12 protein-coding genes are annotated in these 17,324 nt (G+C 57.2%); 7 read left to right on the top strand and 5 right to left on the bottom strand.

Annotation, left to right across the window (positions count from 1 at the left end):
• Positions 1 to 31: 31 nt before the first annotated feature.
• The 4 genes from metB (at position 32) to katG (ending at position 7,134) form a co-directional block, all read left to right on the top strand.
• A complete protein-coding gene (gene metB / locus L462_RS05160; protein WP_014172189.1) occupies positions 32 to 1,192 on the top strand; it encodes a cystathionine gamma-synthase in 1,161 nt (386 codons plus the stop codon).
• A 2-nt stretch (positions 1,193 to 1,194) separates the two neighbouring features.
• Entirely contained in the window at positions 1,195 to 3,627 is a 2,433-nt protein-coding gene (locus L462_RS05165; protein WP_020883947.1) for a bifunctional aspartate kinase/homoserine dehydrogenase II, read from the top strand.
• A gap of 226 nt (positions 3,628 to 3,853) precedes the next feature.
• Positions 3,854 to 4,744 carry a methylenetetrahydrofolate reductase gene (gene metF, locus L462_RS05170; protein WP_014172187.1) on the top strand — a complete coding sequence of 297 codons (891 nt, stop codon included), beginning with the start codon at positions 3,854 to 3,856 and terminating at the stop codon, positions 4,742 to 4,744.
• 209 nt (positions 4,745 to 4,953) lie between these two features.
• On the top strand, positions 4,954 to 7,134 hold the full coding sequence (gene katG, locus L462_RS05175; RefSeq protein ID WP_025202761.1) for a catalase/peroxidase HPI: 2,181 nt from the start codon (positions 4,954 to 4,956) through the stop codon (positions 7,132 to 7,134).
• 49 nt (positions 7,135 to 7,183) lie between these two features.
• Here katG and L462_RS05180 read toward each other — a convergent pair whose 3' ends face one another.
• From L462_RS05180 to argE, 5 genes are all read right to left on the bottom strand, one after another.
• Positions 7,184 to 8,287: a bifunctional L-1,2-propanediol dehydrogenase/glycerol dehydrogenase gene (locus L462_RS05180; protein ID WP_032679239.1), complete on the bottom strand. Its 1,104-nt coding sequence runs from the start codon at positions 8,285 to 8,287 to the stop codon at positions 7,184 to 7,186.
• A gap of 12 nt (positions 8,288 to 8,299) precedes the next feature.
• Positions 8,300 to 8,962, bottom strand: coding sequence for a fructose-6-phosphate aldolase (gene fsa, locus L462_RS05185; RefSeq protein WP_032679238.1), 663 nt, complete (start codon positions 8,960 to 8,962; stop codon positions 8,300 to 8,302).
• 128 nt (positions 8,963 to 9,090) lie between these two features.
• Positions 9,091 to 9,855 carry a helix-turn-helix transcriptional regulator gene (locus tag L462_RS05190; protein ID WP_032679235.1) on the bottom strand — a complete coding sequence of 255 codons (765 nt, stop codon included), beginning with the start codon at positions 9,853 to 9,855 and terminating at the stop codon, positions 9,091 to 9,093.
• A 63-nt stretch (positions 9,856 to 9,918) separates the two neighbouring features.
• A complete protein-coding gene (gene ppc / locus L462_RS05195) occupies positions 9,919 to 12,570 on the bottom strand; it encodes a phosphoenolpyruvate carboxylase (protein WP_014172182.1) in 2,652 nt (883 codons plus the stop codon).
• 270 nt (positions 12,571 to 12,840) lie between these two features.
• A complete protein-coding gene (gene argE, locus L462_RS05200; protein WP_020883942.1) occupies positions 12,841 to 13,992 on the bottom strand; it encodes an acetylornithine deacetylase in 1,152 nt (383 codons plus the stop codon).
• 88 nt (positions 13,993 to 14,080) lie between these two features.
• On the opposite strand from argE, the gene argC reads away from it, so the two are divergent.
• From argC to argH, 3 genes are all read left to right on the top strand, one after another.
• Positions 14,081 to 15,085: an N-acetyl-gamma-glutamyl-phosphate reductase gene (argC, locus tag L462_RS05205; protein ID WP_032679234.1), complete on the top strand. Its 1,005-nt coding sequence runs from the start codon at positions 14,081 to 14,083 to the stop codon at positions 15,083 to 15,085.
• Positions 15,086 to 15,091: 6 nt separating this feature from the next.
• On the top strand, positions 15,092 to 15,868 hold the full coding sequence (gene argB, locus L462_RS05210; RefSeq protein ID WP_086462987.1) for an acetylglutamate kinase: 777 nt from the start codon (positions 15,092 to 15,094) through the stop codon (positions 15,866 to 15,868).
• 78 nt (positions 15,869 to 15,946) lie between these two features.
• Entirely contained in the window at positions 15,947 to 17,320 is a 1,374-nt protein-coding gene (gene argH, locus L462_RS05215; protein WP_014172177.1) for an argininosuccinate lyase, read from the top strand.
• Positions 17,321 to 17,324 lie beyond the last annotated feature (4 nt).

The following is a 17,324-nucleotide window of genomic DNA, read 5'->3' as shown; positions in this document are numbered from 1 at the left end:
TTTCACCTCTTTTAGCCAGGAAGCCTTCACCATGACGCGTAAACAGGCCACCATCGCAGTGCGTAGCGGATTAAATGATGACGAGCAGTACGGCTGTGTTGTCCCGCCAATTCATCTTTCCAGTACTTACAATTTTACCGGTTTTAATGAACCCCGTGCGCATGACTACTCCCGTCGCGGCAACCCGACGCGTGACGTAACCCAGCGCACGCTGGCGGAGCTGGAAGGCGGTGCAGGCGCCGTGTTAACCAACACCGGGATGTCTGCGATTCACCTGGTGACGACGGTATTTCTGAAGCCGGGCGACCTGCTGGTGGCACCGCACGACTGTTACGGTGGTAGCTATCGTCTGTTTGACAGCCTCGCAAAACGCGGGTGCTACCGCGTGCTGTTTGTCGATCAAAACGACGAACAGGCGCTGAAACAGGCGCTGGCAGAGAAACCGAAGCTGGTGCTGGTGGAAAGTCCAAGCAATCCATTGTTGCGCGTCGTCGATATTGCGAAAATTTGTCAGCGCGCAAGGGATGCGGGAGCGATAAGTGTAGTGGATAATACCTTCCTCAGTCCGGCCCTTCAGAACCCGCTTGCGCTGGGTGCCGATCTGGTATTGCATTCATGCACAAAATATCTGAACGGTCATTCTGATGTGGTAGCGGGCGTGGTGATTGCAAAAGATCCCGACGTTGTCACCGAACTGGCATGGTGGGCCAATAACATTGGCGTCACTGCGAGCGCTTTCGACAGCTACCTGTTGTTGCGCGGTATCCGCACGCTGTCGCCGCGCATGGAAGTGGCGCAGCGCAATGCTCAGGCGATTGTCGATTTCCTGAAGACCCAGCCGCTGGTGAAAAAGCTCTATCACCCGTCGCTGCCGGAAAACCAGGGGCACGAGATTGCCGCGCGTCAACAAAAGGGATTTGGCGCGATGTTAAGTTTTGAACTGGACGGTGACGAGCAAACGCTGCGTCGCTTCCTGAGCGGGCTGTCATTGTTTACGCTGGCGGAATCATTAGGTGGGGTTGAAAGCTTGATCTCCCACGCCGCGACCATGACGCACGCAGGTATGGCACCAGAAGCACGTGCCGCCGCCGGTATTTCTGAGACGCTGCTGCGTATCTCGACCGGTATTGAAGATTCTGAAGATTTAATTGCCGATCTGGAAAATGGCTTCCGGGTCGCAGCCAAGGGGTAATCATGAGTGTGATAGCGCAGGCAGGGGCGAAGGGTCGTCAACTGCACAAGTTTGGTGGTAGTAGTCTTGCTGATGTGAAGTGTTACCTGCGTGTCGCAGGGATCATGACAGAGTATTCGCAGCCGGGGGACATGATGGTTGTCTCCGCGGCTGGCAGCACCACCAACCAGTTGATTAGCTGGCTCAAACTGAGTCAGACCGATCGCCTCTCTGCGCATCAGGTGCAACAGTCCTTACGTCGTTACCAGAGTGAGCTGATTGCCGGCTTACTGCCTGCGGACGTCGCGGACGGATTGATTAGCGCCTTTACGCATGACCTTGAGCGTCTGGCTGCCCTGCTGGACAGCGGTATTACCGACGCGGTGTATGCCGAGGTGGTCGGCCACGGTGAAGTGTGGTCTGCGCGCCTGATGGCGGCCGTGCTGCAACACCTGGGCGTGGATGCGGCCTGGCTTGACGCGCGTGACTTCCTGCGCGCCGAACGCGCCGCTCAGCCGCAGGTGGATGAAGGTTTGTCATATCCGCTGCTGCAACAGCTGCTGGTTCAGCATCCGGGCAAACGTATTGTGGTGACCGGCTTTATCAGCCGCAGCAGTGCCGGTGAAACCGTGCTGCTGGGACGTAACGGCTCTGACTACTCAGCGACGCAAATTGGTGCGCTGGCAGGCGTTTCCCGCGTCACCATCTGGAGCGACGTGGCCGGTGTCTACAGTGCTGACCCGCGTAAAGTGAAAGATGCCTGCCTGCTGCCGCTGCTGCGTCTGGACGAGGCCAGCGAGCTGGCACGCCTGGCGGCACCGGTTCTGCATGCGCGTACGCTACAGCCGGTTTCCGGGAGCGACATCGACCTGCAGCTGCGCTGTAGTTACACCCCGGATCAAGGCTCTACCCGTATCGAACGCGTCCTGGCGTCCGGTACGGGGGCGCGAATTGTGACCAGCCATGACGACATCTGCCTGATTGAGTTCCAGGTCCCGGCGGGCCAGGATTTCAAACTGGCACACAAAGACATCGACCTGATCCTCAAACGCGCCCAGGTGCGTCCGCTCGCCGTTGGCGTGCATAACGATCGCCAGCTGCTGCAGTTCTGCTACACCGCTGAAGTGGCGGACAGCGCCCTGAAAATTCTTGATGAAGCGGGCCTGCCGGGCGAGCTTCGCCTGCGTCAGGGTCTGGCGCTGGTGGCGATGGTGGGGGCGGGCGTTACCCGCAACCCGCTGCACTGCCACCGTTTCTGGCAGCAGCTGAAAGGCCAGCCGGTTGAATTCACCTGGCAGTCGGAAGAGGGCATCAGCCTGGTGGCCGTACTGCGTAAAGGACCCACCGAGAGTCTGATTCAGGGGCTGCATACCTCTCTGTTCCGTGCGGAGAAACGCATTGGACTGGTGCTGTTTGGCAAAGGAAACATCGGCTCACGCTGGCTGGAGCTGTTCGCTCGCGAGCAGGTGACCCTCTCAGCGCGTACCGGGTTTGAATTTATTCTCGCGGGCGTGGTGGACAGCCGCCGCAGCCTGTTGAACTACGAAGGGCTGGACGCCAGCCGGGCGCTGGCCTTCTTTAACGATGAAGCGGTTGAACAGGACGAAGAGTCGCTGTTCCTCTGGATGCGCGCGCACCCGTATGACGATCTGGTGGTACTGGACGTGACCGCCAGTGAACAGCTTGCCGATCAGTATCTTGATTTCGCCAGCCACGGTTTCCATGTTATTAGCGCCAATAAGCTGGCGGGGGCGAGCAGCACGGACAAGTACCGTCAAATCCACGACGCGTTTGAAAAGACAGGCCGTCACTGGCTGTATAACGCCACGGTGGGCGCTGGCTTGCCGGTTAACCATACCGTGCGTGATTTGATTGAAAGCGGCGACAGCATTCTGGCGCTGAGTGGCATCTTCTCCGGCACGCTCTCCTGGCTGTTCCTGCAGTTTGATGGCACCGTACCGTTCACTGACCTGGTGGATCAGGCATGGCAGCAGGGCTTAACGGAGCCTGACCCACGCGTTGACCTCTCCGGTAAAGACGTTATGCGTAAGCTGGTGATCCTGGCGCGTGAAGCCGGTTATGACATCGAACCTGATGCCGTCCGCGTTGAGTCGCTGGTGCCTGCTGGCTGTGAGGACGACTCTGTCGACCATTTCTTCGAGAACGGCGAAGAGCTGAACGAGCAGATGGTGCAACGTCTGGAAGCGGCAAACGAGATGGGCCTGGTGCTGCGCTACGTGGCGCGTTTCGAAGCGAACGGAAAAGCACGTGTGGGTGTCGAGGCGGTTCGTCCTGAACATCCGCTGGCGGCACTGCTGCCGTGCGATAATGTTTTCGCCATTGAAAGCCGCTGGTACCGTGATAACCCACTGGTGATCCGTGGCCCGGGTGCGGGGCGCGATGTGACCGCCGGGGCCATCCAGTCCGACATCAACCGTCTGGCTAAACTGCTGTAATCTTTCTTGTTCCCTCTCCCGGTGGGAGAGGGACAGAGTGAGGGCATCAGACCGCACTCACCCGCCATCATGAACTCCCTTCATCTTCCCTGAGCATTCCTCACCATTCCTGGCGATTATTTCTGTTGACGTCCCTCCGCTTTTCCGTCATTTTTACATCTGGACGTCTAAACGTATAGAAGTTCGAAACACAACACACAATGACACGCGATTGATGAGGTAAGGTATGAGCTTTTTTCACGCCAACCAGCGGGAAGCCCTGAATCAGAGCCTGGCCGAAGTAAATGGTCAGATTAACGTCTCTTTTGAATTTTTCCCGCCGCGCACCAGTGAAATGGAGCAAACCCTCTGGAGCTCTATCGATCGCCTGAGCAGCCTGAAACCGAAGTTTGTCTCCGTCACCTACGGTGCCAACTCCGGTGAGCGTGACCGTACGCACAGCATCATTAAAGGCATTAAGGACCGTACGGGTCTGGAAGCGGCTCCGCACCTGACCTGTATCGACGCGACGCGCGATGAGCTGCGTGCCATTGCCCAGGACTACTGGAACAACGGTATTCGCCATATCGTCGCCCTGCGCGGTGACCTGCCGCCGGGGAGCGGTAAACCGGACATGTACGCCACCGATCTGGTCGCGCTGCTGAAAGAGGTCGCAGACTTCGACATTTCCGTTGCTGCTTATCCTGAAGTTCACCCGGAAGCGAAAAGCGCCCAGGCGGATCTGCTTAACCTGAAGCGTAAAGTGGACGCCGGTGCGAACCGCGCCATTACCCAGTTCTTCTTTGATGTGGAAAGCTACCTGCGCTTTCGTGACCGCTGTGTGTCCGCGGGCATAGACGTCGAAATTATCCCGGGAATTTTGCCGGTCTCTAACTTCAAACAGGCGAAGAAATTTGCCGATATGACCAATGTGCGCATTCCGCACTGGATGTCTAAAATGTACGAAGGGCTGGACGATGATCCGGAAACACGCAAGCTGGTGGGCGCAAACATCGCGATGGACATGGTGAAGATCTTGAGTCGTGAAGGAGTGAAGGATTTCCACTTCTATACGCTCAACCGCGCGGAAATGAGTTACGCCATTTGCCATACGCTGGGTGTTCGGCCTGGCGCATAATAAATAGAAGCCCTCTTCGGAGGGTTTTTTGATTTATAAGGGTTTTATTTCCCCGCCATATCAGCAATGCTGCCTTTGACGTACAGAACGCACATACTTTCAATGGGAAATTAAACGGAATTAACTATCGAATCTGTGGGTTATCTCAACTATACCTTATCAACAAGGGCGTATATCGTAACGGTAACACTGTAAAAGGGAGCATAGCGATGAGCACGTCAGACGACAGCAATAATGCGGCATCAATCGGCAAGTGCCCGTTCCATCAGGGCAGCGTCGATCACAGCGCGGGGGCAGGCACAGGCAGCCGCGACTGGTGGCCAAAACAACTCCGCGTCGATCTTCTTAATCAACATTCCAACCGTTCTAACCCTCTGGGTGAAGACTTTGACTACCGCAAAGAATTCAGCAAACTTGATTACTCAGCGCTCAAGGGCGATCTCAAAGCACTTCTGACCGACTCTCAGCCGTGGTGGCCAGCCGACTGGGGCAGCTATGCGGGCCTGTTTATCCGTATGGCCTGGCACGGCGCAGGTACCTATCGCTCCGTTGACGGTCGCGGTGGCGCAGGGCGCGGTCAACAGCGCTTTGCCCCCCTGAACTCCTGGCCAGATAACGTAAGTCTGGATAAAGCGCGCCGTCTCCTGTGGCCTATCAAGCAAAAATACGGTCAAAAAATTTCCTGGGCTGACCTCTTCATCCTTGCCGGTAACGTGGCGCTGGAGAACTCTGGTTTCCGTACCTTTGGTTTTGGGGCCGGGCGTGAAGATGTCTGGGAACCGGATATGGACGTGAACTGGGGTGATGAAAAAGCCTGGCTCACCCACCGTGACCCGGAAGCACTGGCGAAGCGCCCACTGGCAGCCACCGAAATGGGGCTGATTTACGTTAACCCGGAAGGGCCAAACGCCAGCGGTGAACCGCTGTCAGCGGCCGCGGCGATCCGTGCCACCTTTGGCAACATGGGGATGAACGACGAAGAGACCGTTGCGTTGATTGCAGGCGGTCATACCCTCGGTAAAACCCACGGTGCAGGTGAAGCGACCCATGTCGGTGCCGACCCGGAAGCCGCGCCAATTGAAGCGCAGGGTCTGGGCTGGACCAGTACGCACGGTACCGGTGTTGGCGCAGATGCGATCACCTCCGGGCTGGAAGTCATCTGGTCGCAAACGCCGACCCAGTGGAGTAACTACTTCTTCGAGAACCTGTTCAAATACGAGTGGGTGCAGACCCGCAGCCCGGCGGGTGCGATTCAGTTCGAAGCCGTGGATGCACCAGACATTATGCCTGATCCGTTCGACCCGTCGAAAAAGCGCAAACCGACGATGCTGGTCACCGATCTGACGCTGCGTTTTGACCCCGAGTTCGAGAAAATCTCCCGCCGCTTCCTGAACGATCCGCAGGCCTTTAACGAAGCCTTTGCGCGCGCGTGGTTCAAGCTGACCCACCGTGATATGGGGCCAAAAGCGCGTTACATTGGTCCGGAAGTGCCGAAAGAAGATCTCATCTGGCAGGATCCACTGCCGCAGGCGGTGTTCAACCCGACCAAAGAGGACATCGAGAGTCTGAAAGCGGAAATCATTGCCTCGGGTCTGTCCGTGAGCGACCTGGTTTCCGTTGCCTGGGCATCTGCATCGACCTTCCGCGGTGGCGATAAGCGTGGCGGCGCCAACGGTGCGCGTCTGGCACTGGCACCCCAGCGCGACTGGGAAGTTAACGCCGCAGCGGTTCGCGCGTTACCCGCCCTGGAAGCTATTCAGCGTACCACCAACAAAGCGTCACTGGCCGATATCATCGTGCTGGCAGGTGTGGTGGGTGTTGAACAGGCGGCGAAAGAGGCCGGCGTTTACGTCAATGTACCGTTCACGCCGGGCCGCGTTGATGCGCGCCAGGATCAGACGGATATCGAGATGTTTAACCTGCTCGAACCGATTGCCGATGGCTTCCGTAACTACCGTGCACAGGTTGATGCCTCCACTACCGAGTCTCTGTTGATTGATAAGGCCCAGCAGCTGACGCTCACTGCACCAGAACTGACGGTGCTGATTGGCGGTCTGCGCGTACTGGGGGCGAACTTCGATGGCAGTCAGAACGGCGTGTTCACCCATCGTGAAGGCGTGCTGAGCAACGATTTCTTCGTGAACCTGCTGGACATGAATACCCAGTGGAAAGCGACCGATGAATCAAACGAGCTGTTTGCCGGCAGCGATCGCGCCAGCGGTGAAGTGAAATACACCGCCACGCGTGCCGATCTGGTATTCGGTTCGAACGCCGTGCTGCGCGCGCTGGCCGAGGTTTACGCCAGCAGCGACGCCCATGAGAAATTCGTCCGCGACTTTGTTGCCGCTTGGGCGAAGGTGATGGATTTGGATCGGTTTGATCTGCAGTAAATACAATCCCCGCTTCGGCGGGGATTTTTTTACCATCCGGAAATACCGGTTACGCCCACTCCCGCAGGAACCGTTGCCCGTACTGATCGGCCACCAGCAGCGCCGCGTAAACCTGATCCGGTGACACCCCGCCTGGCATGTTGTGAATGGTTTCACCCTCTGCGCAGGCAGCCTCGGCAATCAGCCGCATTTTAAGCGGAATATCCTCTTTAATGTTCAGTTGTGCCAGCGTGATGGGCAAACCTACGCTGTGACACAGCGCTGCGACGGTTTCAATTTCCTCTACCGGGGCATTTTCCAGCACCAGTTGCGTCAGCGTCCCAAACGCCACTTTTTCACCGTGATAGAACGAATGTGCCTCCGGCACGGCGGTCATTCCGTTGTGAATGGCGTGCGCGGCCGCCAGTCCACCGCTTTCAAATCCAACGCCGCTCAGATAGGTATTGGCTTCAATGATGCGCTCCAGCGCCGGTGTGACCACGTGCTGCCCGGCCGCGAGCATCGCTTTCTCACCCTCTTCAATTAACGTGTTGTAGCACAACTCGGCGAGGGCTAGCGCAGCCTGGGTACATTTTCCGCCCGCCATGGTGATCGCGCCACTACGGGAACAGGCGCGCGCTTCAAACCAGGTGGCAAGGGCATCGCCTATCCCGGCGGCCAGCAGACGCGGCGGAGCGCCAGCCACCACCCGGGTGTCGACAATCACCATGTTCGGGTTATGCGGCAGCATCAGGTAGCGATCGAATTCACCGCTGTCGGTATAAATGACAGAAAGGGCGCTGCACGGGGCGTCGGTGGAGGCGATAGTCGGGGCGATGGCAACGGGCACGTCCATAAAATGCGCCAGCGCTTTGGCGGTATCCAGCGTTTTCCCGCCGCCGATACCGAGCACCGCCATACAGTCGGCGCCGTCGGCCCGTTTTTTCAGGCGATCGATTTCGTTTTGCGAACATTCGCCACCGAAGGGCGCGATTTCAGCATGAATTTCCGCTTTTTTGAAACTCTCAAGCAAGGTCTCTTGTGCAAAACCCAGCACAAACTTATCGCCCACAACCAACCAGCGTGTTGCCAGTGGTTTTAGATAGTCGCCGAGACGGGTGAGAACATCAGCGCCCTGGATATATTTCCCCGGCGATTGAATGATACGGTCCATAACAGATCTCCCTTAGAGGTTGAGGTTACCAAACGCGTTTTTCCAGTCGTGCTCAAACTTCTCTATGGCTGACTCTACCGCCGGGGTGCCGAGCATTTGTTGCGCTACATCTAAAGGAAGCGTGATTGCTTCACATCCGGCGAGCAGGCAGTCCAGCGCCTGACGTGGTGTTTTGAAGCTGGCGGCCAGCACGCTGCTTTCTGGGGCGTGCCGTTCGAGCAGGGATTGCAGCTCCTGTACCATACGAATGCCGTCCCCGCCCTGAGCGTCGACGCGGTTAACATACGGTGCGACATATTTCGCTCCCGCCAGCGCGGCCAGTAAACCCTGGGCGGCGCTGTAAACGGCCGTGCCCAACGTGGTTATGCCCTCTTTTTTCAGCATTTTTATCGCTATAAGGCCCTGCGCGGTCACCGGGATTTTCACCACGATGTCAGGAATGGCGTTACTCAGGCGTTTGGCTTCTGCCACCATCCCTTCGGCTTCACGGCTCATGGTCTGGGCAAACAGCGTACCCTGTGGCCCGATGGCGTTTTGCAGACGCGGCAGTACATTCCAGAGGGTTTCGCCGCTGGCGGCTACAATGCTCGGGTTGGTGGTGACGCCGGCAATCGGAAAAATGCGCGCCAGGCGCTCAACCTCTGCCACGTTGGCGGTATCCAGATACAGTTCCATTATTTTTCCTTAAGTCAGAAAGGTTAACCTAAGGATAAGGTGGGGCTGCTGGCCGGGGATACAGGTCAATTTTGCCAAATACTGGACAAATGTAATGTGCTTAGTGAAGTGAGAGGGCGATCACAATGCTAGTTTTTGGCAGTCAGCTGGCTGTGATACTGGCGGCGGTACTCGGAAGGGGAGCGTTCGGTATGTTTACGAAAGAGGCGGCAGAAGTAGTTGCTGTCTGTAAAGCCGCAGCGGGCGGCAATGTCTTTGATTTTTAGGTCATAACCCTTGAGCAACTGGCGCGCGTGTTCCAGACGCGTTTGGGTCAGGTATTCATTGAACCCCACGTTCCCGGTCTTCTGAAACAGATGTGAAAGGTAGTTGGGTGAAATATAAAACGCCCGTGCCACGGAATCGCGGGTCAGCGGTGAGGCGTGATGTTCATCGAGATAGCGCCGGATGGCTTCAAACAAAGCACGACTGCGGCTGTCAGTATGAATGTCGCTGCCAAGAAGATCGCGACAGTGGCTGAGCATACTCAGTACCACTAGTCTGGCCGTTTCCTGTTCATCAGGCTGCATCTGCAGTTCGGCCAGCGTTTGCAGGAGAAACGCTCCGGTTCGGGGGCCGCGCCGGGCAACCTGCTGGTGCTGTATAAGCACGTTATCCCGATAAAGACGAAGCGACAGCTGCTGTTTACCGAAGCTGATGCTGAGCGCGTGTCCGGTATGAAGTAACCCCTCTGCAGAGTAAGAAAACCACGCTTCGCAGGCATTATCGAGGTTAATGACCAGGCAAGGCGATGTGCGGGAGTGTGGGTCGGGCGGGGTGAAAAACCGTACGTCACGTAGCGCTACGGTGCCATTAATGAGGTCGGTCAGAAGGGGGCTGATGTCGTGGTGCATGGCGTGAATACCGGATATCGGCCGGCAGCGTTAGCGCTGCCGGGCCTGTATGAAGCCAATGGATTAGCCTGTGTTACGCATACCTGCCGCAACGCCTGCAATCGTCACCATCAACGCCTGTTCGACGCGTGGATCCGGCTCTTTACCTTCTTCTTCCGCCAGACGTGAACGGTGCAGCAGCTCCGCCTGCAGGACGTTCAGGGGGTCGGTGTAGATGTTACGCAGCTGGATGGACTCGGCAATCCACGGCAGATCCGCCATCAGGTGCGAGTCGTTAGCTATGTCCAGCACCACTTTGATGTCGTCTTCCAGCAGTTCGCGCAGCTCTTTACCCAGCGTCCACAGCTCAGGCTTCACCAGACGCTGATCGTAGTATTCCGCCAGCCACAGGTCTGCTTTCGAGAAGACCATCTCCAGCATACCCAGACGGGTGGAGAAGAATGGCCAGTCGCGGCACATGGTTTCCAGTTCGTTCTGTTTGCCATCTTCCACCACTTTCTGCAGCGCCGCACCTGCGCCCAGCCAGGCGGGCAGCATCAGACGGTTCTGGGTCCAGGCGAAGATCCACGGGATGGCACGCAGAGACTCTACGCCACCGGTCGGGCGGCGCTTAGCCGGACGTGAACCCAGCGGCAGTTTACCCAGCTCCTGCTCAGGGGTAGCTGAACGGAAGTAAGGCACAAAATCTTTGTTTTCACGCACGTAGCCGCGGTACAGATCGCAGGAGATATCTGATAGCTCGTCCATGATATGGCACCAGGACTCTTTCGGCTCTGGCGGTGGCAGCAGGTTCGCTTCCAGAATTGCACTGGTGTAGAGCGACAGGCTGCTGATGGTCACTTCCGGCAGGCCGTACTTAAAGCGGATCATTTCACCCTGTTCGGTCACGCGCAGGCCGCCTTTCAGGCTTCCCGGCGGTTGTGACAGCAGTGCCGCATGCGCTGGCGCGCCACCACGGCCAATCGAGCCGCCGCGTCCGTGGAACAGCGTCAGTTCGATGCCCGCTTTTTCACAGGTTTTGATCAACGCATCCTGTGCCTGATACTGCGCCCAGGATGCCGCCATGACGCCCGCGTCTTTTGCGGAGTCGGAATAGCCAATCATCACCATCTGTTTGCCCTGAATAAAGCCGCGGTACCAGTCGATATTCAGCAGCTGCGTCATGACGTCGTTAGCGTTGTTCAGGTCATCAAGGGTTTCAAACAGCGGTGCAACCGGAAGGGCATAGTCGATACCGGCTTCTTTGAGCAGAAGGTGAACGCCCAGCACGTCAGACGGCGTTTTCGCCATGGAGATCACATAGGCAGCCACCGATCCTTTTGGCGCATCAACGATCGCTTTACAGGTGTTGAGCACCTCGCGGGTTTCGTTGCTTGGCTCCCAGTTACGTGGCAGCAGGGGGCGCTTGGAGTTCAGTTCGCGGATCAGGAAGGCTTGTTTGTCCGCTTCAGACCAGCTTTCATAGTCGCCGATGCCGAGATAGCGGGTCAGTTCGCCCAGCGCTTCGGTATGACGGGTGCTTTCCTGACGGACGTCAATACGCACCAGCGGCACGCCGAAACACTTCACGCGGCGCAGGGTGTCGAGCAGTTCGCCATTCGCGATGATGCCCATTCCGCAGGCCTGCAGTGATTTATAGCAGGCATACAGCGGCTCCCAGAGCTGCTCGTTCTGGCTCAGCAGGCCTTCCGGCTTTGGCAGGCGCTGGCCTTTCAGACGCGCTTCCAGCCAGGCCTGCGTCGCCATCAGTTGGCCACGCAGTTTTTTCATCAGGAAACGATACGGCTCGCTGGCACCTTCTTCGCCGGCCAGCGCGCGCAGTTCAGGCGTGGCCTCTACCATCGACAGCTCGGAGATCAATACCTGAATATCTTTCAGGAACAGGTCGGTTGCTTTCCAGCGGCTCAACAGGAGCACGTGGCGGGTAATTTCCGCGGTGACGTTCGGGTTGCCGTCACGGTCGCCGCCCATCCAGGAGGTGAAGCGCACCGGCACAAAATCGACCGGCAGGCGGTAATCCAGATTCGCTTCCAGCTGCTCGTTCAGCTCACGCAGGTAGTTCGGCACCCCTTCCCACAGGCTATTTTCCACCACCGCAAAGCCCCATTTGGCTTCGTCGACCGGGCTTGGACGATGCTTACGAATTTCATCGGTGTGCCAGGACTGGGCAATCAGCTGGCGCAGACGGCGCATCAGCTGGTTGCGCTCGTAGTCAGCAATGTCTTTGTTATCCAGCTGCTTGAGGCAGTTGTTCACTTCCACCATTTTGTGGATCAGGGTGCGGCGAGTGATTTCGGTTGGGTGAGCGGTCAGAACCAGCTCCAGCGAAAGGGACTCCACCGCTTTTTTGATGATGTCTTCGTTGAGGTCTGGCTGGTCTTTCAGTTTACGAAGCGTACGGGCAATGACTTCCGGGTTGCTGGCAGCTTCGCCATTCGGCGAAATGCTGTGGTATTGCTCAGCGGTGTTTGCCAGGTTCAGAAACTGGCTGAAGGCGCGGGCAACGGGCAGCAGCTCATCGTTAGAAAGGTTCTGCAAGGTGGTGAGCAGCTCCTGACGACTGGCCTCGTTACCTGCACGGGAAGATTTTGACAGCTTGCGGATGGTTTCAACGCGGTCGAGGATGTTTTCCCCCAACGCATCTTTGATGGTATCTCCAAGCACTTTGCCGAGCATACTGACATTACTACGCAACGCGGAATATTGTTCGTTCATAAAAACCCAGTCACCCCATCATTTTTGTTTATGCCCAATCGAAAATCTTTTGGACAATATTTTGTCATCTCCCTTTATAAAGCCACGTAAAACCCCCGTCGTCAATTGCTGCGAAAACGGTTCAGCAAACGAATAAATGTGGGTAATTTACGAAATTTAATTCGCTTTGCGTCAGATAAGAGATGCTTATGGGAATGTGACGAAGATCGCGGGATTTGTTGCCCTTACCCTGACCCTCTCCCACCGGGAGAGGGAACCCTCAGGGGCATTTTAATGCCAGCAGAAGTGATGCACGACCTGGGTAATCAGTTCACGGGTCGGTTTGATAAAGCGCGTTTCCAGATATTCATCCGGCTGGTGAGCCTGGTTGATGGAACCCGGGCCAAGCACCAGCGTAGGACACAGGGTCTGAATAAACGGTGCTTCGGTGCAATAGTTCACCACGTCGGTTTTCTCGCCGAGCAGCTTTTCCACGACTTCAACCAGTTGATGATCCGGTGGACATTCGTAGCCAGGGATCGGCGGATGAAGCTCGGAGACCGTCAGGCGGCCCGGCCAGCGCTCGCTGACCGGCGCCAGCGCTTCGGTCAACAGGCCGTCGAGATCGCTCAGCGTCATGCCCGGCAGCGGACGGATATCCATATGCAGTTCGCAGCAGGCGCAGATACGGTTGGATGCATCGCCACCGTGCAGGCTGCCGAGGTTCAGCGTCGGGTAAGGCACGGTGAATGCGTCGTAGTGATAACGCTCTTTCAGCGAGTCGCGCAACTGCATGATGCGGCCGATGGCGTCGTGCATCAGTTCGATGGCGTTGACGCCGCGCGCCGGATCGCTGGAGTGGCCTGACTGGCCCAGCACGCGCACCGCCGTGGAGATATGGCCCTTGTGGGCGCGGATTGGCTGCAGTGACGTTGGTTCACCAATAATGGCGCAATCCGGGCGAATTGAGGTGTTTTCAGAGAAGTAGCGCGCCCCGGCCATGCTGGTCTCTTCATCGGCAGTGGCCAGAATGTAGAGCGGTTTCTTCAGCGTTGTCACGTCCACGTCACGCAGCGCATCGAGGATAAAAGCAAAAAAGCCTTTCATGTCGGCGGTGCCCAGACCGTAAAGCTTGTTGTCATGCTCGGTCAGGGTGAACGGATCGCGCGTCCAGCGACCATCGTCAAAGGGAACGGTATCGGTATGACCGGCCAGCAGCAGGCCGCCGGCACCCTGTCCGGTACTGGCGAGCAGGTTAAATTTATGGCGTGTTCCGGGGACGGGCTGAACCTCAACGTTAAACCCAATATCGCTAAACCAACCTGCCAGCAGATTGATTAAAGACTCATTGCTCTGATCCAGCGCTTCTTCGGTCGCACTGATGGAGGGTGTGGCAATCAGGGCGCGGTAAATCTCGATAAATGGCGGTAAGTTCATTTTCATTGTTGACACACCTTAGGTCGTGATAGTATCAATATTCATGCAATAAATGTGAATAAAAATACATTAACGTTGAGCATAAAGGAACCCGATGTTGAATACGCTGATTGTAGGCGCTAGCGGTTATGCGGGCGCAGAGCTTGTAAGCTACGTGAATCGCCATCCTCATATGACCATAACCGCTTTGACCGTGTCAGCGCAAAGCAATGATGCAGGAAAGTTAATTTCCGATTTGCATCCGCAACTTAAAGGCATTGTTGATCTGCCGCTGCAGCCAATGTCTGACATCCGCGCGTTCACCGACGGCGTCGACGTGGTGTTTTTAGCTACCGCGCACGAAGTCAGCCACGACCTGGTTCCGCACTGTCTGGCGGCCGGCTGTGTGGTGTTCGACCTCTCCGGCGCCTTCCGTGTGAATGACGGCGCGTTCTACGAAAAATATTACGGTTTCACCCATCAACACCCTGAGCTGCTGGAAAAAGCGGTATACGGCCTGGCGGAGTGGAGCACAGATAAACTGAAGGAAGCGGATCTGGTTGCCGTGCCGGGCTGTTATCCGACGGCGGCACAGCTTTCTCTGAAGCCGCTGATCGACGCAGACCTGCTGGATCTGAACCAGTGGCCGGTGATCAACGCCACCAGTGGTGTCAGCGGCGCGGGGCGTAAAGCCGCTATCGCTAACAGCTTCTGCGAAGTGAGCCTTCAGCCGTATGGCGTGTTCAATCACCGCCATCACCCTGAAATCACGACGCATCTGGGTGCGGATGTCATCTTCACGCCGCATCTGGGCAGCTTCCCGCGTGGGATCCTCGAAACCATCACCTGCCGCCTGAAACCCGGCGTGACCCACGAACAGGTGAGCGAAGCCTTTACGCAGGCCTATGCGGACAAACCGCTGGTGCGCCTGTACGACAAAGGCGTGCCGGCGCTGAAAAACGTGGTTGGCCTGCCATTCTGCGACATTGGCTTTGCCGTGCAGGGTGAGCACCTGATTGTGGTGGCTGCGGAAGATAACTTACTTAAAGGCGCTGCCGCGCAGGCAATGCAGTGTGCAAATATTCGTTTCGGTTTCCCGGAAACCCAGGCTCTTATTTAAGGTGTGATGATGAACCCATTAATTATCAAACTCGGTGGTGTACTGCTGGACAGCGAAGAAGCGCTGGAGCGTCTTTTTACCGCGCTGGTGAACTATCGCGAATCACACCAACGTCCGCTGGTGATTGTGCACGGCGGCGGCTGCGTGGTTGATGAGCTGATGAAAGGGCTCAACCTGCCGGTGAAAAAGAAAAATGGCCTGCGCGTCACGCCTGCTGACCAGATTGATATTATTACCGGTGCCCTGGCGGGGACGGCGAACAAAACGCTGCTGGCGTGGGCGAAGAAACACCATATCGCCTCTGTCGGCCTGTGTCTGGGCGATGGTGACAGCGTAAAAGTGACCCAGCTCGACGAAGAGCTCGGACACGTTGGACTGGCACAGCCTGGTTCGCCTAAGCTGATTAACATGCTGCTGGAAGGAGGATTCCTGCCGGTGGTGAGCTCTATCGGGGTGACCGAAGAGGGCGAGCTGATGAACGTCAATGCAGACCAGGCGGCAACGGCTCTGGCGGCTACGCTGGGCGCGGACCTGATTCTGCTCTCTGACGTAAGCGGTATTCTCGACGGCAAAGGCCAGCGTATTGCGGAAATGACCGCAGCGAAAGCCGAACAGCTTATCGAGCAGGGCATTATTACCGACGGCATGATCGTCAAAGTCAATGCGGCGCTGGATGCCGCGCGTACGCTTGGACGTCCGGTGGACATCGCGTCCTGGCGCCATGCGGAGCAACTCCCGGCGTTGTTTAACGGCACGCCGATTGGCACGCGTATTCTGGCGTAAGCAATTTACCGATTCTGCAGGCCCGGTCAGCGCAGCGCAGCCGGGCAATGAAATTCAAAGATATTAAGGAAGCATGTTATGGCACTTTGGGGTGGGCGTTTTACACAGGCAGCGGATCAGCGGTTCAAACAGTTCAACGACTCTTTGCGCTTCGACTACCGCCTGGCCGAGCAGGATATCGTCGGCTCTGTGGCCTGGTCCAAAGCGCTGGTCACCGTGGGCGTCCTGACCGCAGACGAACAGCTGCAGCTGGAAGAGGCGCTGAATAACCTGCTGGAAGAGGTGCGTCTGGACCCGCAGCAGATCCTCGCCAGCGATGCGGAAGATATTCACAGCTGGGTGGAAGGGAAACTCATCGATAAAGTCGGCCAGCTGGGTAAAAAACTGCATACCGGGCGTAGCCGTAACGACCAGGTCGCGACTGATCTGAAATTGTGGTGTAAAGATACCGTTGGTGAACTGCTGGCAGCCAACCGTCAGCTACAGGGCGCGCTGGTGGAAACCGCGCAGAACAACCAGGACGCGGTGATGCCGGGTTATACCCACCTGCAGCGCGCGCAGCCGGTAACCTTTGCGCACTGGTGTCTGGCCTACGTTGAGATGCTGGCGCGTGATGAAAGCCGTCTGCAGGATACCCTGAAGCGTCTGGACGTGAGCCCGCTGGGCAGCGGTGCGCTGGCAGGGACGGCCTATGAAATCGACCGTGACCAGCTGGCAGGCTGGCTGGGCTTTGCTTCAGCCACCCGTAACAGCCTGGACAGCGTCTCTGACCGTGATCACGTGCTGGAGCTGCTTTCCAATGCGTCTATCGGCATGGTGCATCTGTCGCGCTTTGCCGAAGACCTGATTTTCTTCAACTCCGGTGAAGCCGGGTTTGTTGAGCTGTCTGACCGCGTGACGTCAGGCTCCTCCCTGATGCCACAGAAGAAAAACCCGGATGCGCTGGAGCTTATCCGCGGTAAGTGTGGCCGTGTGCAGGGCGCGCTGACCGGCATGATGATGACCCTGAAAGGGCTGCCGCTGGCGTATAACAAAGATATGCAGGAAGACAAAGAAGGGCTGTTCGACGCGCTCGATACCTGGCTGGACTGCCTGCATATGGGCGCGCTGGTGCTGGATGGCATTCAGGTGAAACGCCCGCGTTGTCAGGAAGCGGCGCAGCAGGGCTATGCAAACTCGACCGAGCTTGCCGATTACCTGGTGGCGAAAGGCGTACCGTTCCGTGAAGCGCACCACATTGTCGGTGAAGCGGTGGTTGAAGCCATTCGTCAGGGTAAGGCACTGGAAGCGTTGCCGCTGACCGACCTGCAGAAATTCAGTGCGGTTATCGGTGATGATGTGTATCCGATTCTGGCGTTGCAGTCTTGTCTGGATAAGCGTGCAGCGAAAGGCGGCGTGTCACCGAAGCAAGTCGCGCAGGCGATTGCGGATGCGAAAAACCGGCTGGTTTGATGAG

This window comes from Enterobacter sp. BIDMC 26 (assembly GCF_000534435.1).
GTDB lineage: Bacteria > Pseudomonadota > Gammaproteobacteria > Enterobacterales > Enterobacteriaceae > Enterobacter > Enterobacter ludwigii.
This window is presented reverse-complemented; position numbering and strand designations above follow the sequence as displayed.